Annotated in this window: 13 protein-coding genes; 12 read left to right on the top strand and 1 reads right to left on the bottom strand. The window is 72.8% G+C overall.

From position 1 onward, the window contains the following. Positions 1-59 precede the first annotated feature (59 nt). Genes dnaK through BJP25_RS26225 form a run of 4 tightly spaced genes read left to right on the top strand, consistent with a single transcriptional unit; the run spans position 60 to position 4150 of the window. Positions 60-1904, top strand: coding sequence for a molecular chaperone DnaK (dnaK, locus tag BJP25_RS26240; protein ID WP_075977621.1), 1845 nt, complete (start codon positions 60-62; stop codon positions 1902-1904). Beyond that, the gene (gene grpE, locus BJP25_RS26235) at positions 1901-2545 is read left to right on the top strand and encodes a nucleotide exchange factor GrpE (RefSeq protein ID WP_075977620.1); all 645 of its coding nucleotides are present in this window, start codon (positions 1901-1903) and stop codon (positions 2543-2545) included. Before dnaK ends, grpE begins: the two co-directional genes overlap by 4 nt. A 19-nt stretch (positions 2546-2564) precedes the next feature. Continuing rightward, positions 2565-3728: a molecular chaperone DnaJ gene (gene dnaJ / locus BJP25_RS26230; protein WP_075977619.1), complete on the top strand. Its 1164-nt coding sequence runs from the start codon at positions 2565-2567 to the stop codon at positions 3726-3728. Continuing rightward, complete coding sequence (locus BJP25_RS26225; protein ID WP_075977618.1) at positions 3725-4150, top strand: heat shock protein transcriptional repressor HspR; 426 nt, start codon at positions 3725-3727, stop codon at positions 4148-4150. The genes dnaJ and BJP25_RS26225 overlap by 4 nt, the downstream gene beginning before the upstream one ends. A 98-nt stretch (positions 4151-4248) precedes the next feature. Here BJP25_RS26225 and BJP25_RS26220 read toward each other — a convergent pair whose 3' ends face one another. Then, entirely contained in the window at positions 4249-5421 is a 1173-nt protein-coding gene (locus BJP25_RS26220) for an FAD-binding oxidoreductase (RefSeq protein WP_198943597.1), read from the bottom strand. 137 nt (positions 5422-5558) lie between these two features. Here BJP25_RS26220 and BJP25_RS26215 point away from each other — a divergent pair, with 137 nt between their 5' ends. The 8 genes from BJP25_RS26215 to BJP25_RS26180 all read left to right on the top strand — a co-directional run bounded on the left by BJP25_RS26215 (position 5559) and on the right by BJP25_RS26180 (position 13295). Further along, the gene (locus tag BJP25_RS26215; protein WP_233158256.1) at positions 5559-6008 is read left to right on the top strand and encodes a MarR family winged helix-turn-helix transcriptional regulator; all 450 of its coding nucleotides are present in this window, start codon (positions 5559-5561) and stop codon (positions 6006-6008) included. Positions 6009-6280: 272 nt separating this feature from the next. Continuing rightward, a complete protein-coding gene (gene clpB, locus BJP25_RS26210; RefSeq protein ID WP_075977858.1) occupies positions 6281-8866 on the top strand; it encodes an ATP-dependent chaperone ClpB in 2586 nt (861 codons plus the stop codon). A 134-nt stretch (positions 8867-9000) separates the two neighbouring features. Beyond that, entirely contained in the window at positions 9001-9759 is a 759-nt protein-coding gene (locus BJP25_RS26205) for a type III secretion system chaperone family protein (protein ID WP_075977616.1), read from the top strand. A 53-nt stretch (positions 9760-9812) separates the two neighbouring features. Next, positions 9813-10592 carry an SDR family NAD(P)-dependent oxidoreductase gene (locus BJP25_RS26200; protein ID WP_075977615.1) on the top strand — a complete coding sequence of 260 codons (780 nt, stop codon included), beginning with the start codon at positions 9813-9815 and terminating at the stop codon, positions 10590-10592. 86 nt (positions 10593-10678) lie between these two features. After that, positions 10679-11566 (top strand): phospholipid scramblase-related protein, encoded by an 888-nt coding sequence (locus tag BJP25_RS26195; protein WP_075977614.1) that lies wholly within the window; start codon positions 10679-10681, stop codon positions 11564-11566. A gap of 23 nt (positions 11567-11589) precedes the next feature. Further along, on the top strand, positions 11590-12159 hold the full coding sequence (gene pyrE / locus BJP25_RS26190) for an orotate phosphoribosyltransferase (protein ID WP_075977613.1): 570 nt from the start codon (positions 11590-11592) through the stop codon (positions 12157-12159). A gap of 89 nt (positions 12160-12248) precedes the next feature. Then, positions 12249-12626 carry a DUF2784 domain-containing protein gene (locus tag BJP25_RS26185; protein WP_075977612.1) on the top strand — a complete coding sequence of 126 codons (378 nt, stop codon included), beginning with the start codon at positions 12249-12251 and terminating at the stop codon, positions 12624-12626. 18 nt (positions 12627-12644) lie between these two features. After that, on the top strand, positions 12645-13295 hold the full coding sequence (locus BJP25_RS26180; protein ID WP_075977611.1) for a TrmH family RNA methyltransferase: 651 nt from the start codon (positions 12645-12647) through the stop codon (positions 13293-13295). Positions 13296-13311 lie beyond the last annotated feature (16 nt).

Here is a 13311-nt window from a genome sequence, read left to right as displayed (position 1 = left end):
GACTTGAGTGGAGTAGGCTCAACCCCGAACGGTCAACAGCGGTCAAGCAGGAGGAAGAAATGGCGCGAGCGGTCGGCATCGACCTGGGGACGACCAACTCCGTCGTCGCCGTCCTCGAGGGCGGTGAGCCGACGGTCATCGCCAACTCGGAGGGTTCGCGGACGACCCCGTCCATCGTGGCGTTCGCCAAGAACGGCGAGGTGCTGGTCGGACAGCCCGCGAAGAACCAGGCGGTCACGAACGTCGACCGCACCGTCCGGTCGGTCAAGCGGCACATCGGCACCGACTGGAAGCAGGAGTTCGACGGCAAGGACTACACGCCGCAGGAGATCTCCGCGCGCGTGCTGATGAAGCTCAAGCGCGACGCCGAGGCGTACCTGGGCGAGACCATCACCGACGCGGTGATCACCGTCCCGGCGTACTTCGAGGACGCGCAGCGCCAGGCCACCAAGGAGGCCGGGCAGATCGCGGGCCTCAACGTGCTGCGCATCGTCAACGAGCCCACCGCGGCGGCCCTGGCCTACGGCCTGGACAAGGGCGCCAAGGAGCAGACCATCCTGGTCTTCGACCTCGGCGGCGGCACCTTCGACGTCTCGCTGCTGGAGATCGGCGACGGCGTGGTCGAGGTGCGCGCGACCTCCGGTGACAACCACCTCGGTGGTGACGACTGGGACCAGCGCGTCGTCGACTGGCTGGTGGAGAAGTTCAAGGCCTCCAACGGCATCGACCTCACCAAGGACAAGATGGCGCTGCAGCGCATCCGCGAGGCCGCCGAGAAGGCGAAGATCGAGCTGTCCAGCTCGAACAGCGCCAACATCAACCTGCCCTACATCACCGTGGACGCGGACAAGAACCCGCTGTTCCTCGACGAGAACCTCTCCCGCGCGGAGTTCCAGCGCATCACCCAGGACCTGCTCGACCGCACCCGCACCCCGTTCAACAACGTGGTGAAGGACGCGGGCGTGTCCATCGGGGAGATCGACCACGTCGTGCTGGTCGGCGGCTCCACCCGGATGCCCGCCGTCGCCGAGCTGGTCAAGGAGCTGACCGGCGGCCGCGAGGCCAACAAGGGCGTCAACCCCGACGAGGTCGTCGCCATCGGCGCCGCCCTGCAGGCCGGTGTGCTCAAGGGCGAGGTCAAGGACGTCCTGCTGCTCGACGTGACCCCGCTGTCGCTGGGCATCGAGACCAAGGGCGGGGTGTTCACCAAGCTCATCGAGCGCAACACCACCATCCCGACCAAGCGCTCGGAGATCTTCTCCACCGCCGACGACAACCAGACCACGGTCGGCATCCAGGTGTTCCAGGGCGAGCGCGACTTCGCCGCGGACAACAAGAAGCTGGGCACCTTCGACCTGACCGGGCTGCCCCCGGCGCCGCGCGGCGTGCCGCAGATCGAGGTCACCTTCGACATCGACGCCAACGGCATCGTCCACGTCAACGCCAAGGACCTGGGCACCGGCAAGGAGCAGTCGATGACCATCACCGGCGGCTCGGCCCTGCCCAAGGACGACATCGACCGGATGGTCAAGGACGCCGAGGCGCACGCCGAGGAGGACAAGAAGCGCCGCGAGGCCGCCGAGGTCCGCAACCAGGCCGAGACCCTGGTGTACCAGACCGAGAAGTTCCTCAAGGACAACGAGGACAAGGTCCCCGGCGAGGCCAAGGAGAAGGTCACCGCGGCCATCGCCGAGGTCAACACCGCGCTGGCGGGCGAGGACATCGCCGCCATCACCGCCGCGGTGGAGAAGCTGGGCACCGAGTCCCAGGCGATGGGCTCGGCCCTCTACGCCAACACCCAGGCCTCGGCCGGGGCCGAGGGCGCCGAGGGCGGCGCGCAGGCCAAGCCCGAGGACGACGTGGTGGACGCCGAGATCGTCGACGAGGACAAGGACAAGAAGTGACCGAGCAGCAGCGCGACGAGAACTCCGCCCAGGAGCCGGTCGTGGTGCGCGACAAGCGCCGGATCGACCCGGACACCGGTGCGGTCCGCGCCGCGGGCGCGGCGGACGGGGACACCCCGGCCGCCGCGGCCGCGGTCGAGGCCGAGGTCGTCGAGGCGGACGAGGTCATCATCGAGCAGCCCGCCGAGCAGGCGGCCGACCCGGCCGCCGAGGTCAAGGCGCAGCTCGACGAGCGCACCGCCGACCTGCAGCGGCTGCAGGCGGAGTACGCCAACTACCGCAAGCGCGTCGAGCGCGACCGCGAGTCCGTCGCCGCCTCGGCCAAGGCCCAGGTCGTCACCGAGTTCCTCGGGGTGCTCGACGACCTGGAGCGGGCCGGGGCGCACGGCGACCTCACCGGCGCGTTCAAGGCGGTGGCCGACAAGTTCACCGCCGTGCTCACCAAGACCGGGTTGGAGGCCTTCGGCCACGAGGGCGAGCCCTTCGACCCGGCCGTGCACGAGGCGGTGCAGCACTCCACCTCCAGCGAGGTGGACGGGCCCACCGTCACCGGTGTGCTGCGCCGCGGCTACCGGCTCGGGGACAAGGTCGTGCGGGCCGCGCTGGTCGCGGTCACCGACCACGAGCCCGCCGCGGGCTGAGGGGGAGGAGGGACGTCCGGTGAGCGCCAGGGACTGGATCGACAAGGACTTCTACCGCGAGCTGGGCGTCTCCTCCGACGCCTCGGACGCGGAGGTCAAGAAGGCGTACCGCAAGCTCGCCCGCGAGCTGCACCCCGACGCCAACCCCGGCAACGCCGAGGCCGAGAGCCGGTTCAAGGCCGTCTCGGAGGCCTACGGGGTCGTCGGTGACGCCGAGAAGCGCAAGCAGTACGACGAGGCCAGGTCGATGTTCGGCGGGGGCGCCTTCCGCGGCGGGTTCGGCGGCGGCGCCCCCGGCGGCGGGGCCGGGTCGTTCAGCGACATCTTCGGCGGGGCCGCGGGCGGCGGCGGGTTCGGCGACATGCTCGGCAACCTGTTCGGCCGCGGCCGGGGCGGGGGCGCCCCCCAGCGCGCCCGCCGCGGCGCCGACGTCGAGACCGAGGTCCGCATCGACTTCGTCGAGGCGGTCAAGGGCGCGACGGTGCCGCTGCGGCTGTCGAGCCCGTCGACCTGCGAGACCTGCCACGGCTCCGGGGCCCGCCCCGGGACCCAGCCGCGCACCTGCCCCACCTGCCAGGGCGCGGGCCTGGTCAGCCGCAGCCAGGGCGCGTTCGCCTTCAGCGAGCCGTGCCGCGACTGCCGCGGCACCGGCAAGCAGATCGACGACCCGTGCCCGGAGTGCGCGGGCGAGGGGGTCAGCACCCGCACCCGCACGCTGACCGTCCGCATCCCCCCGGGGGTGGAGGACGAGCAGCGCATCCGGCTGTCCGGGCAGGGCGAGCCGGGCGGCAACGGCGGCCCGGCGGGCGACCTGTACGTCAAGGTGCACGTCACCCCGCACCCGGTGTTCGGCCGGGACGGGGTGAACCTCACCCTGAAGGTGCCGGTCAGCTTCACCGAGCTGGCCCTGGGCACCACGCTGACCGTGCCCACCCTGGAGGGGGTGGTGACGGCCAGGGTCGCCCCGGGCACCCCGTCCGGCCGCGTCCTGCGGGTCAAGGGCAAGGGCGTGGCCAAGCGGTCCGGGGAGACCGGCGACCTCATGGTCACCCTGCAGGTCACCGTCCCGCCCGCGCTCGACGAGGCGGCGCTGGCGGCCCTGCAGGCCTACGCGGAGGCGACCAAGCAGCACGACCCGCGGCCCGAGCTGACCGCGCTGGTCGAGAAGGCGAGGCAGTCGTGAACCCGTTCCCGCCCGGCGCGGACGAGGACACCCCGGTCTTCGTGATCTCGGTGGCCGCCCAGCTCTCCGGCCTGCACGCCCAGACCCTGCGCAGCTACGACCGCCTGGGCCTGGTCTCCCCCGGCCGCACCTCCGGCGGCGGCAGGCGCTACTCGGTCCGCGACATCGCCCTGCTCAAGGAGGTCCAGCGCCTCTCCCAGGAGCAGGGCGTCAACCTCGCGGGCATCAAGCGCATCATCGAGCTGGAGAACCAGGTCGACGCCCTGCGCGACGAGGTCCGCCGCCTCACCGAGGAGCTGGCCCACGTCCACGCCGCCGCCGAGCAGGCCGCGGCCGCCATCCACAAGAGCTACCGGCACGAGCTGGTGCCCTTCCGCCAGGAAACCGCCCTGGTGGTCTGGAAGCCCCAGCGCAGGCGCTGAGCGCAGAACACCGCTGAGCGCAGAACCCCAGCAGCGGGTCGGTCCACCAGGACCGGCCCGCTGCTGCGTTCTCCGCTCCCAGCGGCGTTCGGGGGCGGTCAGTCCCAGGGGACGGGGTCGTGGTGGATGCGGTGCTCGGGGGCGCCGCCGCGGCGGAGGGTGGCGACGGTGGCCTTGATCATGGCGGGGCTGCCCGCGACGAGGATGTCGCAGTCGTCCCAGGAGCCGTAGCGGGCGATGGCCTGGGCGAGGGTGCCGTGCTCGGCGCCCTCCTCGTCGGGGGCGTGCTCGACGACCGGGATGACGGTGAGCCAGGGGTTGGTGGCGGCGATGTTGCGCAGGTGGGGCAGGTCGTAGAGGTCCTCGCGGACGCGGCCGCCGTTGAACAGGTGGACGCGGGGGTTCTGGCCCCACTGGGCGAGGTCCTCGACGATGGCGCGCATCGGGGCGATGCCGGTGCCGCCCGCGACCATGAGCACGTCGCGGTCGCTGGTGCGGTCGACGGTGAGGTGGCCCATCGGGGCGCCGACGCGCCACTGGTCGCCGAGCTGGGCGTGGGCGACGATGGACCGGCTGACCCAGCCGCCCTCGACGGCGCGGACGTGGAACTCCAGCACGCCGTCCGCGCCGGGGGCGCTCGCCGGGGACAGGGAGCGCCACAGCCGGGGCCGCTGGGGCACCTCGACGCTGACGTACTGGCCCGCCCGGTGCGGCAGCGGCTCCGAGGGCAGGACCCGCACCACGGCCAGGTCCCAGCCGATGCGCTCGTGGTCGACCACCTCGGCGGTCCACAGCGGCGGGCCGTCGTCGGCCTCGGCGGCGTCGAGCATCGCCCTGGCCATGATCGTGTAGGCCTCGGCCCAGGCGCGCTCGACCTCGTCGGTCCAGCGCGGGCCGCTGTGCTCGCGCACGGCGTGGATCAGCGCCGTGCCGACGGCCTCGTAGTGCTCGCTGAGCACCCCGAACTTGCGGTGCTCGCGGCCCAGCTGGCGCAGCTGCGGCAGCAGGTCGTCGGGCCGGTCCACCAGCTGGACCAGCCGCACCAGGGCCAGCAGCAGCCGGGGGCGCTGCACCGACATGTTGATCGGGAACATCTCCCGCGCGCTCGGCGCGATGTGGAACAGGTTGCCGTGGAAGTCCCTGGCCACCTCGGCGGTGCGCGGCTCGACCAGCGCGAAGCTCTCCCGCACCAGCCGGACCACGGCGCTGAGCGCACCCGGCGGCTCCGGTCGCGGGTGCGGGCCGGGGAAGGGGTTCGCGGTGGGGGGCATGGTCCTGGCGGTGGCTCCACCTCTCGGGCGGGTCCCGAGGCGCCACCAGGCTACTCGACCCGCCCGGGGCCGGGTGCCCACACGGGCCCCACGGCCGCCCCGGTTGAATGCCCGGCACAGGACGAGGAGGGACCGAGGTGGCCGAGGCACGACCGGGTGGGCGCGAGGACGCCGCGCAGGACCTCGAGCGGGAGCTGTCGAAGCTGTTCGGCCGGGCCCGCAGCCTGTCGCTGACGCTGGCCGCCCGCGTGCACCCCGGCCTCGACGGCGCCTCCTACGCGCTGCTGCTGCACCTGTCCGACATCAGCCCGGTGCGCGCGGCCGAGGTCGTCGAGCGCACCGGCCTGGACAAGTCCACCGTGAGCAGGCAGATCGCCCGGCTGGAGGAGCTGGAGCTGATCGAGCGGGTGCCCGACCCCTCCGACGGCCGCGCGCGGCTGGTGCAGCTGACCGCGGTGGGCGCGCAGCGGCTCGCGGAGGTCCGCTCCGACCGCAGGGCGCGGCTGCGCGCCCAGCTGGGTGAGTGGTCGACCGACGACATCCGCGAGTTCTCCCGGCTGCTCGGCAAGCTGAACGCCGACCTCTGAGCGTCCTGCCTGCTCAGGGGCCCTGGCGACCGGTTGTCCACATGCCTGGGGAAGACCACCTGGGGTTTGTGGACAACTTCGCTCACAGTTGTGGACAACCCTGTTGAGCCAAGTGGGTGACCACCCGTCCCGGTGATTTCGCAGCGCAACCGCCGACGCTGCGTCACCTCCGCCCGGACCCGCCGGAAAGTTCTCCGGGTTGAGCGGAACACGCTCAACTTTTCTGACGTTGTACCTGTCGACAGAGTTGGGTGTGGTGAGACGAGGTGGAGATGGACGCGTTCAACCCGACGACCAAGGCGCAGGAGGCCATCAGCTCGGCGGCGCAGGCCGCCGCGGCGGCGGGGAACCCGGACGTGCGCCCGGTGCACCTGCTGGGTGCGCTGCTCGCGCAGGCGGACGGGATCACGGCCCCGCTGCTGACGGCTGTCGGGGTGGACACCGACGTCGCGCGCAAGGAGCTGGAACCGCTGCTGCGGGCGCTGCCCAGCGCGACCGGGGCCACGGTGTCGCAGCCGGGGCTGTCCCAGCAGGCGCTGCGGGCGATCACGCACGCCCAGAAGCTGGCGACCGACATGGGCGACGAGTACGTCTCCACCGAGCACCTGCTGGTCGGCCTGGCCGCCCAGGGCGGTGACGTGGCCGAGCTGCTCAAGCGGCACGGGGCCACCCCCGAGGCGCTGCAGGAGGCGTTCACGAAGGTGCGCGGCTCGGCGCGGGTCACCTCCCCCGACCCCGAGGGCACCTACCAGGCGCTGGAGAAGTACGGCGTCGACCTCACCGAGCGCGCCCGCAAGGGCGAGCTGGACCCGGTGATCGGCCGCGACGCCGAGATCCGCCGCGTGGTGCAGGTGCTGTCCCGGCGCACCAAGAACAACCCGGTGCTCATCGGCGAGCCCGGCGTCGGCAAGACCGCGATCGTCGAGGGCCTGGCCCAGCGGATCGTCGCGGGCGACGTGCCCGAGTCGCTGCGCGGCAAGCGCGTGGTCTCGCTCGACCTGGGCTCGATGGTCGCGGGGGCGAAGTTCCGCGGCGAGTTCGAGGAGCGCCTCAAGGCCGTGCTCAAGGAGATCACCGACTCCGCGGGCCAGGTCGTGACCTTCATCGACGAGCTGCACACCATCGTCGGCGCGGGCGCCACCGGCGAGGGCGCGATGGACGCGGGCAACATGATCAAGCCGATGCTCGCCCGCGGCGAGCTGCGCATGGTCGGCGCCACCACCCTCGACGAGTACCGCGAGCACATCGAGAAGGACCCGGCCCTGGAGCGCCGCTTCCAGCAGGTGCTGGTGGGCGAGCCCACGGTCGAGGACACCATCGGCATCCTGCGCGGGCTCAAGGAGCGCTACGAGGTCCACCACGGCGTGCGGATCACCGACAGCGCCCTGGTCGCCGCGGCCACCCTGTCCGACCGCTACATCACCGCCCGGTTCCTGCCGGACAAGGCGATCGACCTGGTCGACGAGGCCGCCTCCCGGCTGCGCATGGAGATCGACTCGCGGCCGGTGGAGATCGACGTGGTGGAGCGCTCGGTGCGCCGCCTGGAGATCGAGGAGATGGCGCTGGCCAAGGAGGACGACGCCGCCTCCCGCGACCGGCTGGCCGCGCTGCGCGCCGAGCTGGCCGAGAAGCGCGAGGAGCTGTCCGCGCTGACCGCCCGCTGGCAGAACGAGAAGGGCTCGCTCAACCGGGTCCGCGACCTCAAGGAGCAGCTGGAGACCCTGCGCGGGGAGTCCGAGCGCGCCGAGCGCGACGGCGACCTGGGCAAGGCCGCCGAGCTGCGCTACGGCCGCATCCCCGCCCTGGAGAAGGAGCTGGCGACCGCCACCGAGTCCTCCGCCTCCGCCGAGGGCGTGATGCTCAAGGAGGAGGTCGGCTCCGACGACGTCGCCGAGGTCGTCTCGGCGTGGACGGGCATCCCGGCGGGCCGGATGCTCGAGGGCGAGACGCAGAAGCTGCTGCGCATGGAGGACGAGCTGACCCGGCGGGTGGTCGGGCAGGCCGAGGCCGTGCGGGTGGTCTCCGACGCGGTGCGCCGCACCCGCGCGGGCGTGGCCGACCCGGACCGGCCCACCGGCTCGTTCCTGTTCCTGGGCCCCACCGGCGTGGGCAAGACCGAGCTGGCCAAGGCGCTGGCGGAGTTCCTGTTCGACGACGAGCGCGCGATGGTGCGCATCGACATGAGCGAGTACTCCGAGAAGCACTCGGTGGCCCGCCTGGTCGGCGCCCCGCCCGGGTACGTCGGCTACGACCAGGGCGGCCAGCTCACCGAGGCGGTGCGCCGGCGGCCCTACACCGTGGTGCTGCTCGACGAGGTGGAGAAGGCGCACCCGGACGTGTTCGACGTGCTGCTGCAGGTGCTCGACGACGGCAGGCTCACCGACGGCCAGGGCCGCACGGTGGACTTCCGCAACACCATCCTGGTGCTGACCTCGAACCTGGGGTCGCAGGCCATCGTCGACCCGGCGCTGGACGACCGGGGCAGGCGCGACGCGGTGCTGGCGGTGGTCCAGCGCCACTTCAAGCCGGAGTTCCTCAACCGGCTCGACGACGTGGTGGTCTTCCGGGCGCTGTCGACCGAGGAGCTGACCTCGATCGTCGACATCCAGGTCGCCAAGCTCGGCCGCAGGCTGGCCCAGCGCAGGCTGACCCTGTCGGTGAGCGACGCCGCGCGCGAGTGGCTGGCGCTCAACGGCTTCGACCCGGTCTACGGGGCCCGGCCGCTGCGGCGGCTGGTGTCCTCCGCGATCGGCGACCAGCTGGCCAGGGAGCTGCTGGCGGGCGGCATCCGCGACGGCGACGCGGTGTCGGTGGACGTCACCGACGACGCCACCGGCCTCGTGGTCACCCGCGGCTAGTCGGCAGACCAGGGCCCGTCCCCCCGCGGGGGGACGGGCCCTGGTCGTGCCCGGGGGCGCATTCGCGACACCCGGCGGCGCGGCGCGGGGGCCGTGATCTTGAAGAAGTGGCCGCGACGACTACGCTGCCCGGTGTGGGTGTTCCCGCTTGGGTCTGGTTCGTCATCGCCGTGGCCGCCTTCGTCGTCGGCGGCGGGTTCCTGCTGCGCGACCGGGCGGTGCTCACCTCCAGAAACCGCGAGCGCCGCCGCTGGGCCGGGCTGCGCGGCTGGCAGTTCGCCGAGACGGACATGGCGCTGCCGCGCCGCTGGAGCGGCGGGGCGGTGGCCTACTACGGCGACGGGGTCGCCCGCGACGTCGTCGCCGGGACGACCTTCACCTCCGACGGCAGGCGCAAGGTCTACGTCTACGACCTGGAGGCGGGCGGCCGGGTCAACACCGTGATCGCCGCCGTGCAGACCCGGCGCAAGCACCCCGTGGTCGTCGAGCTGTGGGTGCCGAGCACCCCGTTCCAGCGCGAGCACATGCCCGAGCTGCTCGGCCCGGTCGGGCAGCGCTACGCCTTCGTCTCCGACATCGCCGCCGCCCGCGCGCTGATCACCCCGGACCTGGTGGACGCCACCGAGGAGATCGGCCGCGACATCGCCGTGGTGTGGGTCGAGGAGGGCTGGGTGCTCGCCGCCGCGCCGCCGAACTCCAGCCCGTCGCGGCTGGAGCGGCTGCTGCGCGGGATCGGGGAGGTCGCCGACGTGGTGGACCCGTTCGACGCCGACGCCGACCCCGCGGGCGAGGTGCCCGAGCAGTCCGCCGACCCCGCCGCCGAGGTCGAGCCGCAGGCCACCCCGGACGAGACCGGGACCGCGCGGGGGGCCAAGTCCGACGCGGAGGCGTGACCGCGCGCCCCTCGCCCTTCCGGTGGGTGACTACCGATCAGTAACGTAGCGGCATGCCCACCGCCCTGATCACCGGCGCCACCGCAGGCATCGGCGCCGCCTTCGCCCGCAGGCTCGCCGCCGACGGCTGGGACCTCGTCGTCGTCGCCCGCACCACCGAGCGGTTGAAGCAGGTCGCGGCGGACCTGTCGGCGGCGCACGGCGTGCACGTGCAGCCGATGACCGCCGACCTGTCGACCACCCGCGCCCGCAAGCGCGTCGAGGCCCGCCTCGCCGACACCGACAAGCCGGTGGACCTGCTGGTCAACAACGCGGGCTTCGGCACCAGGGGCGCCTTCGCCGAGGCCGACCCGGACTGGTTGCAGGAGCAGCTCGACCTCAACGTCACCACCGTCCTGCGGCTGACCAGGGCCGCGCTGCCCGGCATGATCGCCAGGGGGCGCGGCGGGGTGATCAACGTGTCCAGCGTGGCGGGCTTCTTCCCGGCCACCGGGCCCTCCTACGCCGCGACCAAGGCGTACGTGACGGCGCTGTCGGAGGGGCTGGCGGCGAACCTGGCGGGCACCGGTGTGCGGGTGGTGGCCCTGGTGCCCGGGTTCACCCACACCGAGTTCCACGACCGCGCGGGCGACGACATGACCGACCTGCCCGCGTTCCTGTGGCTCGACGCCGACCGGGTGGTGGCCGACGCGCTGCGGGACCTGGCGCACGGCCGCGCGCGGTCGGTGCCCGGACCGCAGTACAAGGTGCTGCTCGCGGTGACCAAGCTGGTGCCGACGGGCATCCTGCGCGCGCTGGAGAAGCGCACGGCCAAGGGGCGCAACCGGGGCTGAGCGGGGGCGGTGAGCACCGCGTCACCCAGCGCGAGCCCGGCGGATCCGCCGCCGATCACCGGGTTGCCGGACTACCCTCCTCGCCCATGACGAACCCGCAGCCCGGGTGGTACCCGGATCGCCCTGGCAGCCCGCTGCTGCGCTACTGGGACGGTGCCCGCTGGACCGAGCACACCCAGCCCGCCCCGCAGCAGCAGCCCCACCCGGCCCAGCCGCAGCAGTACGGCCAGCAGCAGTACGCCCAGCAGCACGCGCCCCAGCAGCCGCGCAGCGACGCCTCCGCGTGGGAGCTGGAGCTCGGTGGCGCCGCCGATCCCGACCGGATCCGCGAGCAGCAGCGCAAGGCGGGCGTCGGCCAGGTCGGCCAGGGCGGCGGCACCCTGTTCACCGAGCCCGTGCTGGTGGTGAACCAGAAGGTCAAGCTCATCGAGATGGCCAACGAGTACTCGGTGTTCGACCAGCACGGCCGCCAGCTCGGCTCGGTGGCCCAGGTCGGGCAGAGCACCTTCAAGAAGGTCATGCGCTTCGTCAGCAGCTACGACCAGTTCATGACCCACCGCTTCGAGCTGCGCGACGCCCACGGGCAGGTGCAGCTGCAGCTGGTGCGCCCGGCGAAGTTCATCAAGTCGCGGATGCTGGTCACCCGCCCCGACGGCTCCCCGGTGGGCGAGATCTCCCAGGAGAACGCCATCGGCAAGATCCGCTTCGGCTTCCTGGTGAACGGCCAGAAGGTCGGCGGCATCCAGGCCGAGAACTGGCGGGCGTGGAACTTCGCCATCACCGACCACACCGGGCAGGAGGTCGCCAGGATCACCAAGACCTGGGAGGGCTTCGCCAAGACCATGTTCACCACCGCGGACAACTACGTCCTGCAGATCCACCGCCGGCTCCCCGACCCGCTGCTCAGCCTGGTCATCGGCTCCGCGCTGACGGTCGACACGGCGCTCAAGCAGGACAGCCGGGGCTGGGGCTGACCGGCGTGAGAGGGTAGGGACCCGTGCGAACTGCTCTTGACACCTCGGCGAAGTCCGAGCTGGCCAGGCTCGTCAGCGAACTGGCCGTCGTGCGCGGACGGGTGACCCTGTCCTCGGGCAAGGAGGCCGACTACTACGTCGACCTGCGCCGGGCGACGCTGCACCACGCGGCCGCCCCGCTCATCGGCACGCTGCTGCGCCAGCTCACCGCCGACTGGGACTACGTCGCCGCCGGGGGCCTGACCCTCGGCGCCGACCCGGTCGCGGTCGCGATGATGCACGCGGCGGCCGCGGCCGGGGAGGTGCTCGACGCCTTCGTGGTCCGCAAGGCCGCCAAGGAGCACGGCATGGGGCGGCGGATCGAGGGCATCGAGGTCGCGGGCCAGCGCGTGCTGGCCGTGGAGGACACCTCCACCACCGGCGGCAGCGTGCTCACCGCCGTCGACGCCCTCACCGAGGCCGGGGCCACCGTCATCGGCGTGGTGACCGTGGTCGACCGGGCCACCGGCGCCCGGGAGGCCATCGAGGCCCGCGGCCTGCCCTACCGGTACCTGCTCGACCTCGCCGATCTCGGTTTGGACAAGTCGGGCTGACCAGCGGCTACCGAGGTGTGCACCCCCCGGCCCCGGGTTACGGTGGAAAGTGACCGCCGTTCCACGGTGGCCGGGGGGAGGTGCCCGCAGTGGCCGGTCTGCTCGCAGGCGCGACCGTGGTCGTGCACTTCGCGGCGCTGCTCTACATCGGGTTCGGCGGGTTCCTGGCCTGGCGCTGGCCCCGGTCGATCTTCGTCCACGTGTTCTTCGCCGCCTGGGGCGTGGTGGTGAACGTGACCCCGCTGGCCTGCCCGCTGACGGCGCTGGAGAACCACTTCCGCCACCAGCAGGGGCTGGGCGACCTGCCGGGCGGGTTCAACGACCACTACATCTTCGGGCCGGTCATCCCCGACGGCATGACCGAGTACGTCGCCGTCATCGCCGTGGTGGTGCTGGTCGTGTCCTACACCGGTGCCTACCAGCTCTGGCGGCACCGCAGGGCCCCCTCCGCGCTCGTTCTCAAGTAGGCCAGCCATCATCGTCCGGTGGACGAGGAGGCGGGGCCGACCGAGTGGGTGGCCGGTGAACCGGTCGGGGTGGGGCCGTGGGTCGGGGAGCCGCCCGACGACCCGCGCTACGACCCGGTGCTGCTGGCCGAGGGCGACCGGCGCAACGTCGTCGACGCCTACCGCTACTGGCGCCGCGAGGCCGTGGTGGCCGACCTCGACCGGCGCAGGCACGACTTCCACGTGGCCATCGAGAACTTCGCCCACGACCACAACATCGGCACCGTGGTGCGCACCGCCAACGCCTTCGCCGCCCGCGCCGTGCACATCGTCGGCCGCAAGCGCTGGAACCGCCGCGGCGCCATGGTGACCGACCGCTACCAGCACGTCCACCACCACCCGGACACCGCGTCGCTGCTGGCGTTCGCCGCCGCGGCGGGCCTGGCCGTGGTGGGCGTGGACAACACCCCCGGCGCCGTCCCGGTCGAGCGGACCCCGCTGCCGCGCCGGTGCGTGCTGGTGTTCGGCGCCGAGGGCCCCGGGCTGTCCGCGCCGACCCGCGACGGCGCCGACCTGGTGGTGTCGATCGCCCAGTTCGGGTCCACCCGCTCGATCAACGCGGGCGTCGCCGCGGGGGTCGTCATGCACTCCTGGGTGCGCGAGCACGCCGACCTCGACCGGGCCTGGTGATCCCGACCGGGTGAAC

The sequence above is a fragment of the Actinokineospora bangkokensis genome, assembly GCF_001940455.1.
GTDB classification, from domain to species: Bacteria; Actinomycetota; Actinomycetes; order Mycobacteriales; family Pseudonocardiaceae; genus Actinokineospora; species Actinokineospora bangkokensis.
This window is presented reverse-complemented; position numbering and strand designations above follow the sequence as displayed.